At 27.1% G+C, this 21,041-nt stretch carries 21 protein-coding genes; 6 read left to right on the top strand and 15 right to left on the bottom strand.

Features of this window, described 5'->3' with window-relative positions; genetic code table 11:
• Positions 1 to 4: 4 nt before the first annotated feature.
• The 8 genes from NG918_RS12900 to NG918_RS12865 all read right to left on the bottom strand — a co-directional run bounded on the left by NG918_RS12900 (position 5) and on the right by NG918_RS12865 (position 8,067).
• Positions 5 to 1,729 (bottom strand): motility associated factor glycosyltransferase family protein, encoded by a 1,725-nt coding sequence (locus tag NG918_RS12900; RefSeq protein ID WP_252214152.1) that lies wholly within the window; start codon positions 1,727 to 1,729, stop codon positions 5 to 7.
• 102 nt (positions 1,730 to 1,831) lie between these two features.
• On the bottom strand, positions 1,832 to 2,164 hold the full coding sequence (locus tag NG918_RS12895; protein WP_252214154.1) for a hypothetical protein: 333 nt from the start codon (positions 2,162 to 2,164) through the stop codon (positions 1,832 to 1,834).
• A 164-nt stretch (positions 2,165 to 2,328) separates the two neighbouring features.
• On the bottom strand, positions 2,329 to 2,634 hold the full coding sequence (locus tag NG918_RS12890; RefSeq protein ID WP_252214156.1) for a carboxypeptidase regulatory-like domain-containing protein: 306 nt from the start codon (positions 2,632 to 2,634) through the stop codon (positions 2,329 to 2,331).
• A 123-nt stretch (positions 2,635 to 2,757) separates the two neighbouring features.
• Positions 2,758 to 3,780, bottom strand: coding sequence for a lipid II:glycine glycyltransferase FemX (locus NG918_RS12885; protein WP_252226508.1), 1,023 nt, complete (start codon positions 3,778 to 3,780; stop codon positions 2,758 to 2,760).
• 192 nt (positions 3,781 to 3,972) lie between these two features.
• Positions 3,973 to 5,115, bottom strand: coding sequence for a DegT/DnrJ/EryC1/StrS family aminotransferase (locus tag NG918_RS12880; RefSeq protein WP_252226506.1), 1,143 nt, complete (start codon positions 5,113 to 5,115; stop codon positions 3,973 to 3,975).
• Complete coding sequence (locus NG918_RS12875; protein WP_252214162.1) at positions 5,108 to 5,815, bottom strand: acylneuraminate cytidylyltransferase family protein; 708 nt, start codon at positions 5,813 to 5,815, stop codon at positions 5,108 to 5,110. Before NG918_RS12875 ends, NG918_RS12880 begins: the two co-directional genes overlap by 8 nt.
• 27 nt (positions 5,816 to 5,842) lie before the next feature.
• Positions 5,843 to 7,000, bottom strand: coding sequence for a LegC family aminotransferase (locus NG918_RS12870; protein ID WP_252214164.1), 1,158 nt, complete (start codon positions 6,998 to 7,000; stop codon positions 5,843 to 5,845).
• A 77-nt stretch (positions 7,001 to 7,077) separates the two neighbouring features.
• Positions 7,078 to 8,067 carry an NAD-dependent 4,6-dehydratase LegB gene (locus tag NG918_RS12865; protein WP_252214166.1) on the bottom strand — a complete coding sequence of 330 codons (990 nt, stop codon included), beginning with the start codon at positions 8,065 to 8,067 and terminating at the stop codon, positions 7,078 to 7,080.
• A 385-nt stretch (positions 8,068 to 8,452) separates the two neighbouring features.
• Here NG918_RS12865 and NG918_RS12860 point away from each other — a divergent pair, with 385 nt between their 5' ends.
• The 4 genes from NG918_RS12860 to NG918_RS12845 all read left to right on the top strand — a co-directional run bounded on the left by NG918_RS12860 (position 8,453) and on the right by NG918_RS12845 (position 11,335).
• On the top strand, positions 8,453 to 9,124 hold the full coding sequence (locus NG918_RS12860; RefSeq protein WP_252214168.1) for a DUF969 domain-containing protein: 672 nt from the start codon (positions 8,453 to 8,455) through the stop codon (positions 9,122 to 9,124).
• An 18-nt stretch (positions 9,125 to 9,142) separates the two neighbouring features.
• Entirely contained in the window at positions 9,143 to 10,072 is a 930-nt protein-coding gene (locus NG918_RS12855) for a DUF979 domain-containing protein (protein ID WP_252214170.1), read from the top strand.
• Positions 10,073 to 10,253: 181 nt separating this feature from the next.
• Positions 10,254 to 10,895, top strand: a complete 642-nt coding sequence (gene pcp / locus NG918_RS12850) for a pyroglutamyl-peptidase I (protein ID WP_252226503.1) — start codon at positions 10,254 to 10,256, stop codon at positions 10,893 to 10,895.
• Complete coding sequence (locus tag NG918_RS12845; protein WP_252214174.1) at positions 10,895 to 11,335, top strand: gamma-glutamylcyclotransferase family protein; 441 nt, start codon at positions 10,895 to 10,897, stop codon at positions 11,333 to 11,335. Before pcp ends, NG918_RS12845 begins: the two co-directional genes overlap by 1 nt.
• A 16-nt stretch (positions 11,336 to 11,351) precedes the next feature.
• Here the strand turns inward: NG918_RS12845 and NG918_RS12840 are convergent, their stop codons facing one another.
• The 6 genes from NG918_RS12840 to rbsK all read right to left on the bottom strand — a co-directional run bounded on the left by NG918_RS12840 (position 11,352) and on the right by rbsK (position 17,290).
• A complete protein-coding gene (locus tag NG918_RS12840; protein ID WP_252214176.1) occupies positions 11,352 to 12,347 on the bottom strand; it encodes a LacI family DNA-binding transcriptional regulator in 996 nt (331 codons plus the stop codon).
• A gap of 156 nt (positions 12,348 to 12,503) precedes the next feature.
• Entirely contained in the window at positions 12,504 to 13,415 is a 912-nt protein-coding gene (gene rbsB, locus NG918_RS12835; RefSeq protein ID WP_252214178.1) for a ribose ABC transporter substrate-binding protein RbsB, read from the bottom strand.
• Between the two features lie 74 nt (positions 13,416 to 13,489).
• Positions 13,490 to 14,422 (bottom strand): ABC transporter permease, encoded by a 933-nt coding sequence (locus NG918_RS12830; RefSeq protein WP_252214179.1) that lies wholly within the window; start codon positions 14,420 to 14,422, stop codon positions 13,490 to 13,492.
• A gap of 18 nt (positions 14,423 to 14,440) precedes the next feature.
• Positions 14,441 to 15,943, bottom strand: coding sequence for a sugar ABC transporter ATP-binding protein (locus tag NG918_RS12825; RefSeq protein ID WP_252226500.1), 1,503 nt, complete (start codon positions 15,941 to 15,943; stop codon positions 14,441 to 14,443).
• 16 nt (positions 15,944 to 15,959) lie between these two features.
• Positions 15,960 to 16,355 carry a D-ribose pyranase gene (gene rbsD, locus NG918_RS12820; protein ID WP_252214183.1) on the bottom strand — a complete coding sequence of 132 codons (396 nt, stop codon included), beginning with the start codon at positions 16,353 to 16,355 and terminating at the stop codon, positions 15,960 to 15,962.
• Between the two features lie 5 nt (positions 16,356 to 16,360).
• Complete coding sequence (gene rbsK, locus NG918_RS12815) at positions 16,361 to 17,290, bottom strand: ribokinase (RefSeq protein ID WP_252226498.1); 930 nt, start codon at positions 17,288 to 17,290, stop codon at positions 16,361 to 16,363.
• Positions 17,291 to 17,525: 235 nt separating this feature from the next.
• Between rbsK and NG918_RS12810 the strand changes: the two genes are divergently transcribed.
• Both NG918_RS12810 and NG918_RS12805 read left to right on the top strand, forming a co-directional pair.
• On the top strand, positions 17,526 to 17,837 hold the full coding sequence (locus NG918_RS12810) for a hypothetical protein (protein ID WP_252214187.1): 312 nt from the start codon (positions 17,526 to 17,528) through the stop codon (positions 17,835 to 17,837).
• Between the two features lie 308 nt (positions 17,838 to 18,145).
• Positions 18,146 to 20,155 carry a methyl-accepting chemotaxis protein gene (locus tag NG918_RS12805; RefSeq protein ID WP_252226495.1) on the top strand — a complete coding sequence of 670 codons (2,010 nt, stop codon included), beginning with the start codon at positions 18,146 to 18,148 and terminating at the stop codon, positions 20,153 to 20,155.
• Positions 20,156 to 20,241: 86 nt separating this feature from the next.
• Here NG918_RS12805 and NG918_RS12800 read toward each other — a convergent pair whose 3' ends face one another.
• Positions 20,242 to 21,012 carry a polysaccharide deacetylase family protein gene (locus NG918_RS12800; protein ID WP_252214191.1) on the bottom strand — a complete coding sequence of 257 codons (771 nt, stop codon included), beginning with the start codon at positions 21,010 to 21,012 and terminating at the stop codon, positions 20,242 to 20,244.
• Between the last annotated feature and the right edge of the window lie 29 nt (positions 21,013 to 21,041).

Below are 21,041 nucleotides of genomic sequence, written 5' to 3'. Positions count from 1 at the left end.
GAATTTATTTAAATTTTGAAACTTCATCTTCTATAATTTTCTTTGCCTCCAAAAGCATTTCATTCATTCTCTTAAAATAATTTAAAAATGCCTTGCCTTGATATTTCATATTGGAAGTTAATTTATCATAATCCTTTGCAAGCATTAAAAAGCTCTCTCTTTTTATAGTGTATAGGAATTTATTAAAATACCCACCTAAATAAAAACTTTCTAAAGAAGATTCAAATGTTTGTACTATATCTAATATAAATAAAAATCTTTGAAAATCTATATCTTCTGGATTAATATCCACAAGTGATTTTTCTTCTTTAATATCTGCTAATATGGTGCACTGTTCCATACCTTGTACTGATTTTTCAATGAAAGTATCGACAAAATTAATTATGGTCTTTATTACTTTATCAGGTTTTAAATCAATACACTTATCAGGTTTCAATGATTGCTTTTTGTTATTAAAAATATTTTCCTCAAATATATCACATAGCTCTTTATGAGGCGCGCCTTTTATATCAGCACCATAAGATGCATTTATAAATTCTACATCTCTACTAGTCTTATATTGTTTAATATGATATTCCATGCTATTTTTAAATACTTGAAGGGTTGTTGTTGTTTTAACCTTATTTCCAAAAACATCATCTACAAATTGATTTGCCCAACTCTCAGTAATAATATTGTCTACAATATTAAAAGTAGCTTTCTCTGAATGATGCTTGTCATAAGTATATGCTAAATCTTGTCCTACGAGTATTATAGGATTGCATCCTAATATATTAGCCATAGCTAAACAAGTGTGTGCAACAGATCCCCCTTGAGATAAGCCTTCAAATTTATTAATTTCTTCAATTACTTTTGAAAAAATATTAGACATATATATCTTTTCACCTTTGTAATTTTTCATTAAATATCTATTACTATATTCATAATATAAAAGTGGTACATCTTCATTAAGGCTATCCTTCATCATCTCATACATAGCATCTGATGGATCTATAGATACAACTAAATCCGGCTTTATTCCATTTTTTATAAGAGTTGTAAATGTTCTATTGCTTGCAATAACAAAACACTTTTTTACCTTTTCCTTATTTGCAACCATATCTTCTATATTTTTATCTAATGATGGTCCAGCAGATACTATTATTCCTGGAATATCTTTATTAATTCCTATATAGGAATTTAACGGACTTGACTCTTTAATAACACTAAGATTTTGAAGTGAATTTCTCATAAAAGATTCCTTACATCTATAAGCCAAAATTATATTTCCACTTACAGAAAAATATTTAGCATCTATAGCATCTATTAATTTTTTATATTCATCCTTATATATATCTTTATAATTTCCAAACGCATAAATATATAGATTATCAAAGTTATTTCCGCCAATTATAGATGCAAGTATAGGTGTTATAGTTTCTTCATCAAATAAAACTATACTTATATTATCATTTAAAGCAATATCTTTATTTTCATTAAATATATCTTCATTAGGTTCAAATATTAGTACTTTATTATTACTACATAATATTTTTTCTAATTTCTTCAAATATTCTCCAGTATCTAATCCAAAAAGGATTATAAATGAATCAAATTTAAGATCATCTAAATTATCAATTAATTTATCAATATCTTTTTTATAATTTATATTATCTGCTAAATAATATTTAGAATCACTTTTTTCAATTTTATATAGATAATATCCATCTAAAGATTTAATTTTTTTCATTTATTTCCCCCTAAATTCACAGAAAGATACAGTATAAAAATACTGTATCTCTGACTTTTTATTTACATTAATTAATTATTAATTCTTTATATTAAATTATTTTTAGCCATGTGCATAGAATTTAAGAGTTAATGCTGTTCCAGTATTGACAGTTACACCATATTTACCAGTACTATCTGTAAATGTTTGTATATCAGCATTACCTATTGAACCTGCTGTAGTTCCATACCAACCTAAAACTGTACCACTCTTTAAAACAATTGGAGCTGAAACCACTACTTCACCTGATATATGCATACTTTTACCTGTAGCTAGTCCATTGATTAATACTAAATTCCAAGCAGTAGTTCCAACTGCTTGTGCTAATTTATTTCCATTATATCTAGTAATAGTAGCAGCACTTATAACGGTTCCCAATGGTTTATAAGTTGACATATAAAATTCCTCCCCGAACGCTATTCTTTTGTGATTATTTAATTTATAATATATATTTTAATAAGTTACTATAATCTATTAGTCATAGCAGCCTAATCTTAATATATTTGATCTAATATATTATATGCTTTACTTTTTTATAAGTGATTATACACTTAAATATTTTATTCATATATGGCTCCATATGCTTTAAGTTCATAAGAAATTTCTAAATATCTAGGGACTGATATTCCATAAATCCCCTGTTCATCACTAAAAGTTACTCCCACATACTTTTTTTTAGTTGGTGAATATCTTGTGTCAATTGAAAAAACCTTTATTGCAGCATAAGGCAAGGGAACTTTGTAAGGACTTATAACTTTTCCAGTAATTAATATATAATCATTTTTAGGAAAAGTAGAGTCTATATTTACTCTGTTGCAATGCATAAGTTTTTTTCCACATAATATTTCCCTTACAACGGCGCACATTTTTATCATCCCCTAATATAATAATTCTTAAAATTTAGTAATATCTGTAATACACTTAAGAGATATAAAGTAAACTATTTTTATTATCTTTTTATAAAATATATTTTTATATAATCAGACCTTTTACTCCTTATATTGAAGAAAAAGCTCTGCATTTTTCTTATTTTTAGATTGCCATTTATTCATTAAATAATCATATACTTCTTTGTTATGAATTCTTTTACCAATGTAAAAATCACTAATATCTTTACAAAAACTTTTTTTAAATTTATATAAACTGTCACCTTGGCTATTAGTTAATCCTCCACCAAAATGGAATTTAGAGAAACCACTATTTTTAGCATATTCGATAGCTGTCCATAACAATAAATTATTAGGACAATATTTTAAATACTCCTTTAAGCTACCAGATAAGTGATAATGGAAAATTTCATCACCTTGTAAAAAGATCCCACTAGCTACTGTAATGTCATTTAATTTAACATTAATGCATACATGCTCTAATTTATTTAAATCATCAAAATATTTATCATTGAAATAATAATTTTTTCCTGCATTTAATCTATCCATAGTTTCTATATAAACCTTTTTAAACTCATTTAAATCAAAACTAAATTCCGTAACAAGTCCTGATTTTTTAGCCTTTCTTATAACGTTTCTATTTTTTGATATAATATCTTGGCTCCATATGTCATCAATGGATTTATTTAAATTAATATAAGTTGTTGTCCTGTTATGACATACTTTAATATCATCTATAAATATAGTATGATTATCTATCAACGGATGAAACCTAATGAACTCTGCTATAACATTATTTTTTTTGCAAAAATTTCTAAATGCGTCTTCAAAATCACTAAGAAATTCTGAACCATTAGTATTTGCTAATGGTCCACCATATCCATAAGCAGTTTCTATATCATAATATTCATTTTTTAAGTTATATCCTTTAATTTTACTCATTATAAATGGATATATTGCTAGATTATCTTTTTCTTCATAAACAAATAGTTTTGCTAATTTATCCTTACCATTTTCATAGAGATTATAATATTCACTTTTGAAATATATATCTCTAAAAGATAAAGGTAATTTATTAATATAGTTATCCCATTTCTGAGATGAACTATCTAAAATTTTAATCATTACATCACCTCCTTTTATATGTATCATCAAATTCAATTAAATTTTGAGAATATTTAATAAGTATTCTCGCATTTACTACTCATCTCATTTTTTTATAAAGAACAGGCTAACATTGAATTATACTTACTTTAAATTTCATTTTTATCTCTCATAATAATAAAGAAAATTTTTTATATCGTCTCAAATTACTACTTATTTTAAAATATCTTTTAAAGAATTAACTAAAACATCCATATCTTGAGTTTCATATCTCCAGTCAATTTGTAGACTTAAAATTCTTTTAGAAATACTTAAAGACTCTTTAAATTCATTTATCCATGGTTCCTTTGATAACTTCCAATGAACTGGTATATATATATTACGTTTCATAAGTTGTTTTTTTATATAATCTCGGTTTTCTATTAAAATTGGAAAAACTAAAGGTGTGTTATCATATAAATTTTCTGAATGATTTAAAAAAGTAATTTCTTTTATATTTTTAAGATTTTTAAAAATATATTTATAATTTTCACTTCTTTTATCAATCAATTTATTTACTGGAAAATAATTTAAATATTCTTTGTGTTTTGAATTAATTTTAAATATATCTTTTCTTTCATAGTATACTTTATGAGCCATGTCGAATAAATGTAAATAATCATTTTCATTTCCTATGCCTTCTAATATAAACTTTGTTTTTATATCTCTTGCATTTTCCATTAATTTAAAATAGTCATCATTTGCTTCTCTATATTTTAATGAATCATTTATTTTTTTGAATTCTACTAATTTATCACTTTTATTTAATGCCTTAATATTATTTAAAATTCTATCTTTATTAAATAAAACTAATGATCCATCTATAGGAAGAAATTTTCTATAACTATTAAATACATAATCTCCAATAAACTTATCTTGCCACTTAATCCAAAACTTTTGTACAGCATCTTCAATTATTAAAATCTTTTTTGATTGTAAATTTTTTAAAAACTTCCTTGTACTTTCACTATGATAAAATCCAAAATAATCAATAAAAAATACTGCTTTTATATTATATTTACTTATTAAGTTTTCTATAGATTCCATATTAATTGATAAATCTCTATTTATATTATAAAATTTATATTTAATATTTAGTTTTTCTGTTAATTTCACAATTGTTGGACATAAGTAAGAAGGAAGTGCAATTACTTCACCATATTTAAAAGAAATTTCATTTAAAATAAACCTTATTGCACTATCCCCTCCACTTAAAAGTAGTCCTTGGCTTTCAATATCATTAAAAATATTTTTATCTTGAAATTTATCTTCAAACCAAAATTCCCCACCAATTGGATATTTTAAATTTCTAATCATGTGATACATCCTTATTTTTCATTATTATTTCAGCTATTTTAAAATCAATTTCAGTATCTATATCAATAGAAGATTCTCTATCCATTACATATCCAGTTAAATTCTCTACTTCAAAGGTTTTTTCTCTTTTTAATGCTTCTGTTTTAGCTAAATAAATTGCACCATTATATCTATAAATATTGGGTAAGTCCTGCCTCCTTGTAATATTTTTACCTTCCTCAAGAAAATACTTAAGACTTTCATTTTTAAAAATATTTGTCCAGTAAGGATTAACTTCTGACTTACAAATTGATATAATCCCGTGAAACTTACTTTTAACTAGTTTTTCTATTGCCTCATCAATATGCTGTTCATTTCTAAGTGGAGATGTACATTGAAGCAATAAAACATACTCTGGAAAATAACCTTCATATTTTTCAAGATAATCAAGCATATGAAATACACTATCTATTGTTAACGACTTGTCCTTTGCTAAACTGCTAGGTCTTAAATATGGCACTTCTGATCCATATTTTTCAGCGATGTCTGCAATTTCCTTGTCATCAGTACTTACAACAACTCTTGTAACAAATTTACTATTTTTACTTGCTAAAATCGTGTGAGCTATTAATGGTTTTCCATTTAAATTTAATATATTTTTTTTAGGTAGTCCCTTTGACCCACCTCTAGCTGGAATAATAGCTAATATCTCCGTTTTCATAAATTCTCCTTCTTTTAAATATTCAACTCATTTTTTCAATGCTTGTACAACAGTATCTATATCATCTTTTTTTAAGTTAGTACTACATGGAATATTTATTATTTTATCTATATAATATTTAGCTTTTTTAACATCATAAGCTTCATATTTTGTATAAGGTTTTTGGTCTTGTATAAGGTCCCAAATTGGTCTACTTTGAATACCTTTTGATAATAAATATTTAATTAAATCATCTCTTTTAAGTGGATATTCATCTCCTATAACTAAAGAATAAAACCAATAATTAGGTTCAATATCATCACTAAATTTTAGTAATGATAATCCTTTTATTTTTTCTATATTACTTTTATAATACTCATAATTTTCCTTCTTTACACTTATGAACTTGTCTAATTGCTCAAGTTGACCAATTCCTAAAGCCCCTTGTAAATTAGTCATTCTATAGTTATATCCTATTTCATTATGGATATAATACAAAGTATCATCCTTTGCTTGAGTCGATAGATATTTAGCTTTAGCTAATAACTTATCATCCTTTGCTACAATCATCCCACCACCACCAGTTGTTATAATCTTATTTCCATTGAATGAATATACTCCAAAATCTCCTATTGTACCTGCATATTTTCCTTGGTATAATCCACTTGTAAATTTAGATCCCAAAGCTTCTGTAGCATCTTCAACAACTTTTAAATTATACTTATTTGCAATGTACACTATCTTATGCATATCAGCAATATTTCCAAAAACATGAACTACCAAAATAGCTTTAATGTGTCTTTTAGATTTATTATTAATTAAATTTCCATTAACTAGTTTGCATTCTTCTTTGCAAAATCTTTCAAGCTTTTCTACATCAATAGTTAAACTGTCATCACAATCCATGAATATAGGATTTGCACCAATATATTTAACTGGATTTACGGCTGCAATGAAGGTAAGTGTTGGCACAATAACTTCATCACCTTCACATACTCCACTAAGAATAAGTGATAAATGTAATCCTGCTGTACCACTTTGACAAGCTACAGCACTGTTAACATTTAAGTACTTAGCTATTTCTTCTTCAAACTTATTTATATATTTACCGCCAGTTGAAACCCATTCTTCATCTATAGCATCTAAAACATATTTTTTTTCATTTCCCTTTAAATTAGGAACTGATAAAGGTATAAATTTTTTCATAAAGTTATCTCCTTTTAATAAAACTCTTTATTTTTACAACCTAGTATTTAAATTAAAAATTCAAACAATATAAAACTCTAAAGATTATATATATCAGATTTATATCTAACTAAATTTTCTGGCACTCTAAACCAATCTATAGTTTCTTTTATTCCTTCTGCAAAAGTAAATTTAGGTTCCCAATTAGTTAATTTTTTGATTTTCTCATTAGAACCCAATAATCTGTTAACTTCACTTTTTTCTGGTCTTAATCTTTCCTCATCACATATAATTGTAGCGTCTTTGTTTATCTGCCTTATAATCTCACTTGCAAGATCTTTTATTGAAATTTCCTTAGAAGTTGCAATATTTATTTCTTCTCCTATAGTTTTTTCAGACTTAGAAATTTCAAGAAAACCATTTGCTGTATCTTTTACATAATTAAAATCCCTAGTTGGTGTTAATGATCCTAATTTAATTTGTTTTTCACCACATAATAATTGCGTTATTATTGTAGGGATTACAGCTCTTGCTGATTGCCTTGGACCATATGTGTTAAATGGCCTCACTATAGTTAAAGGTAAATTAAAACTCCTATAAAAAGATTCTGCAATTCTATCAGCGCCTATCTTTGTTGCTGAATAAGGAGATTGTCCTTGAAAAGGATGATTTTCATCTATTGGTACGTATTTAGCAGTACCATAAACTTCAGAGGTTGAAGTAATTAATATTCTCTTTGTATTTAACTCTCTAGATGCTTGAAGAACATTTAAAGTTCCCTTTATATTTGTATCTACATATGAATCAGGTGAGTGATAACTAAACGGAATGGCTATTAAAGCAGCTAAATGAAAAACTTCATCTATTCCATTCATTGCTTCTCTAACACCATTTGGATCTCTTATATCACCTGAAAATATATCAATTTTACTTTTTTTATTATTATCTAATGAGTCAAGCCATCCCCATGAATTAAAAGAATTATAATAAACAAAGGCTCTAACATCATAACCTTCATCTAATAAAATCTCACACAAATGACTCCCAATAAACCCATCAGCTCCAGTAACTAGTACTTTTTTTTGCATGAAAAATCCCTGCTTTCCTACTAAATGTAAATTTTTGGACCCCAGGGGTCACAATATATAATATTCATTTAAATAATGTACAGTTCATAATATATAAAACAAGTGCCTTTAAAATATTTTTTATTTTAAGGCACTTGTTATTATTTCTTGTAATTCATCATATAAAACTATGAAAATCAACTTAAATCTTACTTAATAAGAAGATAATTCCTTATGAATAAATATTATCGTGTTTTTTGATATTTTATGCTCGTTTTTGACAGCTTTTTTACTTAAACGCTCTATTTTGTTGATTGTTTTTTAATTCCTTTAATTTTTTTAATGGATTTTTATGAAGAAATTCTGTATAATAGTAAAAAATACAATTCGAAAGGACAAAATTTTTATGGAATTAATAGGAATTTTAATAATTATAGTAGGTTTTGCACTAAAGTTAGACACAATCGCTGTAGTAGTTTCATCTGGTATTATAACTGGATTAGTTTCTGGAATGAGTATTACAGAAATACTTACTACTTTAGGTGATGCATTTATAAACAATAGAACAACTTGTCTATTTATGCTTACTATACCTGTAATAGGTTTATGTGAAAGATATGGATTGAAAGCAAAAGCTATAATGCTTATTCAAAAGGCAAAAGGACTATCAACTGGAATTCTTTTAAGTGGATATACTTTTATAAGAGAAGCAACAATTGCAATGGGAGTTACACTTGGTGGGCATCCTCAATTTGTTAGACCACTTATTAGTCCAATGGCAGAAGGTGCTTCAATTGCTAAATATAAAGATTTAGATGAAAAAGATTTAGATAAAATCAAAGCTTACTCAGCAGCTTCTGATAATATTGGGAATTTCTTTGGACAAAATGTATTCATGGCTAATTCTGGAGTACTTTTAATAGCTAGTACTTTGGAAACTCTAGGTTTAAATGTTGATACACTTCAAATCGCTAAAGCATCTATACCAGTTGCAATAGTTGCATTTATTTTGTGTATAGTACAAAACTATCTTTTAGATAGAAGCCTAAAGAGAAAATATAGTTCTAAAAATCAATAATTATGGAGGACATGCTAAATGGATATTAAACAAATTTCTAATATATTACTAGAAATATTTTATATCATATTAGGTCTATATATGGCCATTACGATGATATTTACTTTAAAAGACAAAACTCATAAAACTAGAATTGGTACTGCTCTATTCTGGGGAATAATATCTATAATTTTTATATTTGGTAAAATAATACCATCTATTGTTACTGGTATTCTTATTGTAGTAATTGCTTTATTATCAGCATTCAAGCAAATTAATATTGGTACATTAAAGCAATTGGATAGTACCTTTACTAATTTAAAAGCAGAACAATTAGGATTAAAAATATTTGTACCATCATTAACAATTGCTATAATTGCAATGATTATTGCTTCATTTACTCCTTTATCAGGAACAGTTGCTATAGGTATATCAGCTACTTCTGCTTTACTTATTACATTTATTCTTACTAAAGCTAAACCTATGGAATTTGTTGAAGATAGTAATAGAATGTTCCAATCAGTAGGTGTGTTTGCAATATTACCTCAACTTTTAGCTTCTTTAGGTGCTTTATTTACTGTTGCTGGAGTTGGTGATATAATATCTAACATTATTTCTGGAGTTATACCTCAAAGTAATCCTTTAGCTGGAGTTATTGCTTATTGCTTAGGTATGGCTATATTTACAGCAATAATGGGAAATGGATTTGCAGCATTTTCAGTTATAACTGTTGGAATTGGTGTTCCTTTTGTATTTGCTCAAGGTGGAGATCCTGTAATATGTTCAGCACTTGCTTTAACAGCAGGATTCTGTGGAACATTATTAACTCCAATGGCTGCTAACTTCAATATGTTACCAGCTGCATTATTAGAAATAAAAGATACAAATGCAGTAATAAAAGCTCAAGCACCATTATCTTTAATTTTATTATTAGTACATATAGTTCTTATGTATACATTAGGATTTTAAATAATGACTATTTTTTACATAGTACTGATATATTCATAAGCAAATCTGGACTAAGTAATTGGGGCTTTGCTTATTAAATATAGTCTTAAAACACAATATAGTAGATTGATATTGCATATATCAAGGCATTACTAGAACCTAGCTACAAATTAACATTATATTAAAAAGGACGTGAATTTAAATGAAAGTTTTAATAACTGGATTTGATCCATTTGGTGGAGAAAGTATAAACCCAGCATTAGAGGCTGTAAAAAAGCTTCCAAATACAATAAGCAATGCTGAAATAATAAAATTAGAAATTCCTACTGTTTTTAAAAAATCATTAGAAAAAATAGAAGAGAATATATTAGCTCATAAACCTGATATAGTAATCTCAATAGGGCAAGCTGGAGGTCGTTTCGGAATTACACCAGAAAGAGTTGCAATAAACATTGATGATGCTAGAATCGAAGATAACGAAAAAAATCAACCAATAGATTTAAAAGTATTTGAAGATGGAGAAAATGCATATTTTGCTACTCTTCCAATAAAAGCTATGGTTAAAGAAATGCAAGAAGCTGGCATTCCTAGTTCAGTTTCAAACAGTGCTGGAACTTTTGTATGTAACCATGTTATGTATGGAGTATTATATATGATAAATAAAAAATATCCTAATATAAAGGGTGGCTTTATACATGTTCCATATATACCATCTCAAGTAGTTAATAAACCAAATATGCCTTCTATGTCAATTGAAGATATTTCTAAAGGATTAGAATTAAGTATTAAAGCAGCAGTTGAAAATAATGAAGATATAAAAACTGCCCAAGGAGAAATTTGCTAATGAGCAATATTAATATCTTCGTTTACGGTAGTTTAAGAGAAGGCTTTTTTAATTATAATAAGTATTTAGATGGTAAAGTAATTGAAGCTAAGCCTGCTCTACTTAAAGGAATGCATTTATATCATATGCCTTATAAAGGTTATCCTGCTATACTACCAGGTGATGGAAAAGTACTTGGTGAAATAATAAGCATTAAAGATTATAATAGTACACTTAAAGCTATTGATGATATGGAAGGCTTTATAAGTTCAGATAATCCTAATAATGAATATAATAAAATTCTTTTAGAGGTAGAACATTTAAACACTAAAACTAAAGAAAATTGTTATGTTTATTTTTATAATAAAGATATAGATTCAATATTTAGTGAAAAATCTATACATATTCCAGATGGCGATTGGAAAAATTATATGATAAATACAAATAAAAGTCACTCATAAAATGAGTGACTTTTATTTATTTTACTGTTTCTCTTTCTACTAAATAAGGTGATAAACTTATGTTCTCTTTTGTTTCCTCATCACTATTTATTGCTTTAAGCAATAATTTAAATGATTCTTCTCCCATTTTATATATTGGTTGAGCAATAGTTGTAAGCTCTGGTTCTATGAATGAACATATACGTATATTATCATAACCCAATATACTTATATCCTCTGGAACATTATATCCATTTCTAATTAAATACTTAATTCCACCTATTGCCATTACATCACTACTATAAAAAATGCAATCAACATTCTTATTCTTCTTGATTATCTTTTCAGTAGCTCTTATTCCTCCATTCATGGAAAAGTTCTCTTCTTCAATTATATCTTCATTTAAAATTTCTAATTTAGATGCAAATTCTTTAAAATAATCAAGACGTGTATCTACTCCATGTCTTATTCCACCTACAAATGCTAGATTTTTCTTTGATTTACCAATTAAATACTCAATTCCAAGTTTTATTCCTTGTTTATTATTACAATGTACTACATTGTACTTTTCCTTATATTTAACTTTTCTATCCACAACAACAAATGGAACGTTATTTCTTATTAATAAGTCCAATGAATTAGTTCCATATTTGCTTGGAACTATTATAACTCCATCAACTAATTTACTTATTAGTAATTTTATATAATGTTCTTCCTTTTCTTCTCTATTTAATGTATTGCATAATATCATGCTAAATCCACAATCTTCTGCTTCAGTTTCTATAGCTTTAGCAATTTCTGAAAAAAAAGGATTTTCTATATCTGGAACAATGCATCCAATAGTATAACTTCTATTTGTACTTAACGTTCTTGCTAATGAATTTGGAATATAATTAAGATCTTTAGCAGCTTTTAAAATTTTATCTCTAGTTTCTTCTAAAACATTTATTTTCTTATTATTTAAGACCATGGACACAGTCGTCTTTGAAACATTTACTTGCTTAGCTATATCCATTATAGTAACTTTTTTCAAAATATCCCCTCCATAAATATCAGTTTTAATTAATTAAGCCCCCTATTAATTAAGTTTTATTTTTATTATTATAGCATACAGCTATAATTTTTCTAACCTAAAATATTAACAATAAAAGATCCCTACTAAATGTAGAGATCTTTTTAGTAGTTATATTTATTTTTTTAATACTTTTAAATCTGCTGGAACTTGTTTTTCTACAGTTTCACCATTTAAAATTTTACCTGCTTGCTCTACTGCAAGTTCTCCCATTAATGATGGTTGTTGAGCTATAGTGGCAGTCATTTCTCCAGCATTTACAGCTGTCTCTGCATCTACATTTCCATCAAAGCCAATAACTATAACATTTTTGTTAGCTGCTTTTAAAGCTTTTACAGCACCTAAAGCCATTTCATCATTATGAGCAAATACCACATCAAAATCTGGGGTTGCTTGAATTATGTTTTCCATTACTGATAGTCCTTTTTGTCTATCAAATTCAGCTGATTGACTTGCTACTACTTTTACATTATTTTTACCTGCTATTCCATCATTGAAACCTTTACCTCTGTCTCTTGTAGCTGATGCACCTGGTACACCTTGAAGTTCTACTACTTTAATAGTTTCTTTATCTTTTAAAGTTTCTAACATATATTCAGCTGCCATGTTTCCTCCCTTTACGTTATCAGAAGATATATGACACACAACTTCACCACCATTTGATTCTCTATCTAAAGTTATTACTGGTATCTTACTATCATTAGCAACTTGTATTGAATTTTTAACTGCATCACTATCTGTTGGATTTATCATTAATGCAGTTACACCTTGTTGCACTAAATCTTCAACATTTGATCTTTCTTTAGTAGAATCATTTTGTGAATCTAAAACTACTAGTTCATATCCCATTTCCTTAGCTTTCTTTTCTGCTCCTTCTTTCATTGAAACGAAAAACGGATTGTTTAATGTTGAAAGAACCATACCTAATTTCTTATCATTACTCTTTTGCGGTGAACACCCAATAAAGCTTCCCACCATTAATGCTCCAGCCATAGTAAGTGATAATAATTTTAAACTTCTTCTTTTCATCTTTAATTTCCTCCTCTTTCTCTTATAATTGTTTATATTTTTATATAATTGTTTATATTTTTTAAATATCTTATTTATTTTCTTCCCTTTTTGTCTAATAAGACAGCTACTAATATAACTATTCCTTTTATTATTAATTGGTAGAATGGTGATACATTAAGAAGGTTTAATCCATTATTTAAAACTCCTATAATTAATGCACCTATTATAGTACCCATTACACTTCCTTCTCCACCTGCAAGGCTGGTACCACCTATTACTACTGCAGCAATTGCATCTAATTCAAATCCTGAACCTGCATTTGGAGATGCTGACCCAATTCTACTAGTTATAATAACACCACTTACTGCAGCTGCTATTCCTGAAACTACATATACTAAAGTCTTTATTTTATCTGTATTTATACCTGAAAGTCTTGCTGAATCCTCATTTCCACCTAAAGCATATAAATATCTACCAAATCTTGTTTGAGTTAATACGTAATATGCTATTGCTACCATTATGGCTGTAATTATTACTGGTAGTGGTAATATTCCTAATTTAAAATTTCCTATAGCATTAAAACTTCCTGTTAATCCTGATATAGGATTTCCATTTGTGAACACATAAGTTACACCCCTAAATATAGTCATGGAAGCAAGTGTAACTATAAATGCTTGAATCTTTCCTTTTGAAATAAGCATTCCGTTGATAATTCCTACTACAATACCTACTACTACTGCAACTATAATTGCTAGGAATACGTTTCCACCGGAGTTAATAATTGATGCGGCTAAAGCACCACTAATAGCTAATGTTGATCCTACTGATAAGTCTATTCCTCCTGTTAATATTACAAATGTCATACCTATGGCAATTATTGCATTCACAGAAACCTGAGTTAATACATTCGTTATATTTGATACAGATAAAAATCTTGGAGTTAATATAGAAATAGCTATACATAATATGAAAAGCCCTATTAATGATTTATATTTTGATAAATTTTTATTTTTAATACTTTGCATAATTATCCCACCTTTTTTTTACTTTATACCTACAGCAAGCTTCATTACTGCTTCTTGATTGGCTTCATCTCTTGAAAGTTCTCCTGAAACTGCACCTTCTCTCATTACCATAATCCTATCACTTATACCTAATACTTCTGGTAAATCTGAAGAAATCATTATTATAGCTTTACCCATAGCTTTCAACTTATTTAATAATTCATATATTTCTTTCTTAGCACCTACATCAATACCTCTTGTAGGTTCATCAATAATTAAAACTTTAGGTGATAATAATAACCATTTTGCTAAAATAACCTTTTGTTGATTACCTCCACTTAAATTTTTTATTAGTTGTTCCGCATTTGGAGTTCTTATTCTTAGTTTTGTAATATACTCTTCAACATCTTTTTCTTCTAAAGATTTATTAACACGCTTTAAATTATTTTCATACATCTGTAGATTTCCTAGTGTCATGTTTTCAGCTACAGACATTCCTAAAATTAATCCTTCTTTCTTTCTATCTTCTGGTAAGTAGCATATTCCTTTATTTATAGCATCTTTTGGACATGTTATCTTTACCTTTTGACCATCTATAAATATTTCTCCACTTTGACTTTTAAAATCTCCAAATATTGTTTTTGCAAGTTCTGTTCTCCCTGCACCCATTAAACCTGCTACTCCAAGTATTTCACCAGCATTAACTTCAAAAGAAACATTTTTAACTTTTTTTTCGTAATTTAAATTTTTTACATTTAATATTGTTTCACCTTTTTCAACTTTCTTATATGGAAATTGATCCTCTATAGTTCTTCCTACCATCATTGCTATTAATTTATTATTATCAATATCAGCAACCTTAGCCTCACCAGCATACTTACCATCTCTAAGTACTGCTACTCTATCACACATTGCAAATATTTCTTCCATTCTATGAGATATATATATTATAGCTATATTTTTTTTCTTAAGATTATCAATTACATCAAATAATTTCTTAGTTTCTACGTCCGTAAGTGCAGTTGTTGGTTCATCCATTATAATTATACTTGAATTTTTAGTTAAAGCTTTTGCAATTTCTATCATTTGTTTTTCCCCTACATTGATATCTCTTACTAACGCTTCTGGGTCCACATTACATCCTATTTGGTCTAAGAATAATTTACTTCTTTCTATTAAAACCTTTTTATTTATCTTTCTTGTATATTGAGAAAATTTTTCATTCCCTAAAAAAATATTTTCTGCTACTGTTAAATTAGGAATAACACTTAACTCTTGATGTATTATAGCAACTCCCAATTTTTCAGCTTCCCTTATTCCCTTAATATTTACTTCTTCTCCTTCAATAAATATTTTTCCCTCATCTTTAGTATAAACTCCACTTAAGATTTTCATCAAAGTAGATTTTCCTGCTCCATTTTCTCCCATTAGAGCTGTTACTTCTCCACCATATGCTGTAACATTAACATTATCAAGCGCTTTTACTCCAGGGAACATTTTTGATATATTCTCCATCTTTAATTTAGGTTTCTTTGTTTCCATTAGAATTCCCCCTTCTTTAAAAAACAACTCCTGATTTTAAAATTATATTTGCATAAGGAGTTTGTTCTCCAGTTCTTACCACTGCTTTACATTCCTTTAACTTAAATTTTAATTCTTCATGAGAAATAAATGTTATTTTAGCATCACCTATTACTTCTTTTATTTCATTGTAAAGTTCTGGACTAATGTCCTCTGTTTCTTTAGCTAAAATCACCTCTTCTATTTGTAGTTCTAGTAATGTTGCTTTTAAAGTTTGAATAAATGTTGGGATACCTTTTATTAATGCTAAGTCTATTCTTTCACTTTCATCAGGTATTGGTAAACCACAATCTCCTATTGCAATCATATCTGTATGACCCATTTTTGAAATTACTGAACTTAAATTACTGTTTAATAATTCTGTTTTTCTCATTTGTTTTATTCCTCTCCGTAAACTTTAATTACTTCTTCTTTGTGTGGTATTGATGGTTGAGCACCTTCTTTTTGTACTGCTATTGAAGATACCCTATTGCCAAATTTAACTGCCTTAAGTAAGTTTTCTTTAGTTATTTCATTTGGATTTAATTTTGTACTTAATCCACCTATAAAGCTATCTCCTGCTGCTGTAGTATCTATTGCATTTACTTTATATGCAGGTACTAATTCACAAAAGTCTTTTCCTATTACTGCTGCACCTTTTGAACCCATTGTTATTATTACAGACTTAACTCCTTTATCCATAAAAACTTTTGCAGCTTTTTTTGCGTCTTCTAAATTTTTAACTTTTACACCAGTTAGAACTTCTGCTTCAGTTTCATTTGGAACTATAATATCTGTAACTGCTAAAAGTTCATCTTTTATTTTCTTTGCTGGTGCAGGATTTAATATTGTTATTTTTTCATTTTCTTTTGCATTTTTAAATGCTATTAAAGATATTTCTTCTGGTGTTTCAAACTGTGCAATTAAAATATCACTTTCTTTTATTCTATCCAATGTAGAATTTATCTCTATTTCACTAATACTCATATTTGAACCTGGATTAACAATAATTGAATTGTTGCCAGTATCTGATACCATTATCATTGCAGTTCCTGTTGCATTAGAATTATCTTCAAAAACGTAATCTATATTTATGTTATCATTTCTTAACTCTTCTCTTAATGTCCTACCATAATCATCTTTTCCAATTTTAGCTATCATGGAAACATGTGCACCACTTCTTTTTGCTGCTACTGCTTGATTAGCACCTTTACCACCTGGTATTTTCTCATATGATTTAGATAGTATTGTTTCTCCTGGCTTAGGCATATCTTTTATTTTCATAACTAAGTCCATATTCATACTTCCAAGTACACATATCTTATTCATATAAATTCCTCCATCACCTAATTAAATATTAGTTAACCGTTTCACTGAACCGATTAACCATAGTATAAACCATCTGTAAACGTTAATCAATAGTTTTTTAAATTTTTTTTATTTTTTTATTTTACCCAAATTTATGCTTCCTATTCTGATATTTATTTCTATTTGAAAATATTTTTCATTTGTTGTATAATTTATATATAAAAACATATTAATATAAATTTAAGGTGGTACATATATGAACGTTTATGCAATAACTTATTATTTAAAAGAAGACACACATTCATGTGGTTGTGAAGATCATCACGAAGAACATCATCACCATCATCATCGTGATGATTACGAAATAACTGGAAACATTAAAGCTTTAGGAGCTTGGGCACATTTAATGCCTACTAGTTTTCTAGTTAAATGTGAATTAACTGCAGATGAAATTTCAACAAAGCTTAAAGAATTTCTTCAAGATAAAGACATGCTTTTTGTTACAGAAGTAACTAAAGATAATGTTGCTTCTTTAACACCAGGCGTTGTTGAATGGATAAATCAATAAGATTTTAACTGAAAAAGGCATGTTCATTTTATTTTGAGCATGTCTTTTTCTTATTTGTATTACAATTCTTTAAACAATTTAACATATACTCTTACTTTAACTTTAATAATTCTAATTTCAAGTAGATGATGAATTCTTCTATTTTCTCTAATTTCTCTAATATTTTTATTAGATTCTTTAATTCTTCTTAATTTATAGTTTAAAATTTAATATTTTATTAGGTAAATGTTGGTTTAAGATTTTATTAAATGTTACGATAGATAAATGTACTATTTTATTAAATAACTATATTAGGAGGAAAATTTAAAATGAAAAAACTAAAGTTTAAAAGTATAAAACAGCAATTATTACTATGTTTTATATCTCTAATTGTAATTATGTGTACAGGCATAGCCTTAATTTCTATGTACATATCAAAAAAATCTGTAATTTCAACTGTTAATATCACCTTACCTGAAGTTGCTAAACAAGCAAGTTCTTCTGTAGAAAATGCAATTAATACTCAAACTAAAATTTTAGAAACTTTAGCTACTAATGAAAAGATAAAAAATGAAACTACACCAATAGAGGAAAAATTAGCACTGCTTTCAGAGATTTCAAAACAAAATGGCTATTTAAAGATGACTTTTGTAGATATTAATGGAAATGGATTTAATACTGATAATCAACCATTAAATATATCTGATAGGGACTACTTTAAAAAATCTCTTTCAGGCATAAGCACTGTATCTGATCCAATAATAAGTAAAGCTGATAATACTCTTATTGTTGTATACAGTGTACCTATAAAAAATAATGATACTATAGTTGGAGTTTTAACTGCTATTAGAGATGGTAATGAATTAAGCGGCTATACTGATAATATTAAATTTGGAAAAACAGGCACTGCATATATGATTAATAAAGAAGGAACTATAATTGCACATAATAATAAAGAACTAGTAATCAATAAAGATAATGACTTTGAAAATGTAAAAAGTGACCCTTTATTAGAATCTATAGTTAAAATAGAAAAAAAAATGGTTGAAGGTGAACTAGGCTCTGGAGAATATTCTTATAAAGATAAAAATAAATATGTTGGCTATTCTCCTATTAAAAGTACAGGTTGGTCTGTAGCTATAGTAGTTGAAAAAGATGAAATTTTAAGTCAACTAACTACTTTAAAACTAGTTATTGGCATAACATTAATTATCTTTGTTTTATTAGGTAGTTTTATGGTGCTACTTCTTTCATCATCAATTACAAAACCTATAAAATTATCAATGCAACAATTAAAATCTATATCTGAAGGTGATTTGACATTAAATATTTCAGAAAAACTTTTAGATAGAACTGATGAACTTGGAGAAATGGCAAAATCTATAGACACTATGAAAGTTTCTATGATTAGTATGATTAATAATATAAAATTAAGTTCCTCTAATATAGACACTCAAAGTGATACTTTATTAGTGTTATCAAATGAAATGTCAGCCTCAAGTAAAAACATTTCAATTGCTACTAATGATGTTGCTAAAGGAACAGTAGGTCAAGCTCAAGATTTAATAGATATTACTACTATATTACAAAATTTCAGTGCTAAATTAGATGATATGGTTAAAATAATAAGTGATATAGATTCAAATACAAGTAATATAAAATCTAAGTCTTATTCTAGCAATACAGATATGGAAACTGTTATTCAATCTGTAAATAATGTTAATAAAGCATTTAATGATTTAATTATAAAGATACAAAGTGTTGGTTCTAATGTTACAAAAATAAACGAAATAACTAATTTAATAAATAGCATATCTGAACAGACTAATCTTCTTGCATTAAACGCAGCTATTGAAGCAGCAAGAGCTGGTGAATCTGGTAGAGGTTTTTCTGTTGTAGCAGATGAAATAAGAAAACTTGCTGAACAAAGTAAAGAATCTTCATTAAGTATTTCTAGCTTAATATCAGAAATTTCTATAGATACAAATCTTATGATTAATACTACTGATACTATGAAAGATGAGCTTAAAATTCAAGAAAATAATATATATACTGCAATAAAATCTTTTGAAACAATTACAGTTGCAGTTGATGAGATTACCCCTAAAATTGAATTAGCTAATAATTCTGTTAATGATTTAAATGAAAATAAAGAAAATATTTTAATTAAAATAGAAACATCATCTTCAATTGCTGAAGAAGTTTCTGCTTCAGCTGAAGAAATATCGGCATCAACTGAAGAAATGAATAAATCTACTGATGAATTATCAAATTCTGTTGAATTATTAAATAATATGAGTACTGAAATGATTAACAATGTAAACAAATTTAAAATATAAAATTGAAAAACTCTAGATAATCTTATGTAAATGAAAAATTATATTAAAAAATGCCGTACTATTTATTTTATAGTACGGCATTTTAATTAATTATTTTTTCTTATTTTAAAATATATTTCTGGTGTATCCTCTTCTATAGTTCTAAATTCATACCCTTTTGATTTATAATAATCTATTATTTCTGGTAAAGCTGTACAAGTATTCTTTTGTAGATCTGTACAGTGCATAAGCAGTATTATAGTTGATAAATTTTCACTTTCGTTTATAGCTTTTCTATATAATTTGCATGGTGGAAGTTTTGGATTTAGACCATCTTCAGTATCTAAATTCCAATCATATATTTTAAAATTATTATCATGTAATTTTTTCAAATAACTTTTGCTTAAATGTTTATAACTTCCGCCTGGAAATCTAATTATGTTAGGTGAAACTCCAACCACTTTATTTATTTCATTACGACATTCAATCATTTCTTTTATAAAATTGTCCTCGTTGCAATAAATACATTTATACTTATGACTATATGTGTGAAGACCTATACCATGACCTTCATCATTAATCCTTTTTACAATATCTTCTTTGCCTTCAATTTGATTACCAATTAGAAAAAAAGTTGCTTTAACATCTTTTTCTTTTAACACATTTAAGACTCTTTCTGTTACTTTATAACTAGGCCCATCATCAAAAGTAAGATATATTATTTTCTTCTTATAATTATTGGTTTCTTCATTTGAATTAACATTAGTACTATCTATGTTAGCTCCTGTAGAAATACTTCTAAAATTTTGTTCAAATATAGAAATGATAAGAAGTATGTTTATAGCAATGAGCAAAAAATACTTCCACTTATTTTTCAATTTCTTTTCCTCCTTGTTATATTTAGTGT

This window comes from Clostridium sp. ZBS2, assembly GCF_023845855.1.
Taxonomy (GTDB): Bacteria; Bacillota; Clostridia; order Clostridiales; family Clostridiaceae; genus Clostridium; species Clostridium aquiflavi.
This window is presented reverse-complemented; position numbering and strand designations above follow the sequence as displayed.

Excerpts from the sequence above, each read along its gene's own strand:
- NG918_RS12825 (WP_252226500.1), bottom strand. The coding sequence starts at position 15,943 with ATGGAAACAAAGAAACCTAAATTAAAGATGGAGAATATATCAAAAATG.
- NG918_RS12870 (WP_252214164.1), bottom strand. The coding sequence starts at position 7,000 with ATGAAAAAATTTATACCTTTATCAGTTCCTAATTTAAAGGGAAATGAA.
- NG918_RS12810 (WP_252214187.1), top strand. The coding sequence starts at position 17,526 with ATGAACGTTTATGCAATAACTTATTATTTAAAAGAAGACACACATTCA.
- NG918_RS12865 (WP_252214166.1), bottom strand. The coding sequence starts at position 8,067 with ATGCAAAAAAAAGTACTAGTTACTGGAGCTGATGGGTTTATTGGGAGT.
- NG918_RS12885 (WP_252226508.1), bottom strand. The coding sequence starts at position 3,780 with ATGATTAAAATTTTAGATAGTTCATCTCAGAAATGGGATAACTATATT.
- NG918_RS12860 (WP_252214168.1), top strand. The coding sequence starts at position 8,453 with ATGGAATTAATAGGAATTTTAATAATTATAGTAGGTTTTGCACTAAAG.
- NG918_RS12880 (WP_252226506.1), bottom strand. The coding sequence starts at position 5,115 with ATGATTAGAAATTTAAAATATCCAATTGGTGGGGAATTTTGGTTTGAA.
- NG918_RS12845 (WP_252214174.1), top strand. The coding sequence starts at position 10,895 with ATGAGCAATATTAATATCTTCGTTTACGGTAGTTTAAGAGAAGGCTTT.
- NG918_RS12900 (WP_252214152.1), bottom strand. The coding sequence starts at position 1,729 with ATGAAAAAAATTAAATCTTTAGATGGATATTATCTATATAAAATTGAA.
- rbsK (WP_252226498.1), bottom strand. The coding sequence starts at position 17,290 with ATGAATAAGATATGTGTACTTGGAAGTATGAATATGGACTTAGTTATG.
- rbsB (WP_252214178.1), bottom strand. The coding sequence starts at position 13,415 with ATGAAAAGAAGAAGTTTAAAATTATTATCACTTACTATGGCTGGAGCA.
- NG918_RS12890 (WP_252214156.1), bottom strand. The coding sequence starts at position 2,634 with ATGTGCGCCGTTGTAAGGGAAATATTATGTGGAAAAAAACTTATGCAT.
- NG918_RS12805 (WP_252226495.1), top strand. The coding sequence starts at position 18,146 with ATGAAAAAACTAAAGTTTAAAAGTATAAAACAGCAATTATTACTATGT.
- NG918_RS12830 (WP_252214179.1), bottom strand. The coding sequence starts at position 14,422 with ATGCAAAGTATTAAAAATAAAAATTTATCAAAATATAAATCATTAATA.
- pcp (WP_252226503.1), top strand. The coding sequence starts at position 10,254 with ATGAAAGTTTTAATAACTGGATTTGATCCATTTGGTGGAGAAAGTATA.
- NG918_RS12895 (WP_252214154.1), bottom strand. The coding sequence starts at position 2,164 with ATGTCAACTTATAAACCATTGGGAACCGTTATAAGTGCTGCTACTATT.
- rbsD (WP_252214183.1), bottom strand. The coding sequence starts at position 16,355 with ATGAGAAAAACAGAATTATTAAACAGTAATTTAAGTTCAGTAATTTCA.
- NG918_RS12875 (WP_252214162.1), bottom strand. The coding sequence starts at position 5,815 with ATGAAAACGGAGATATTAGCTATTATTCCAGCTAGAGGTGGGTCAAAG.
- NG918_RS12855 (WP_252214170.1), top strand. The coding sequence starts at position 9,143 with ATGGATATTAAACAAATTTCTAATATATTACTAGAAATATTTTATATC.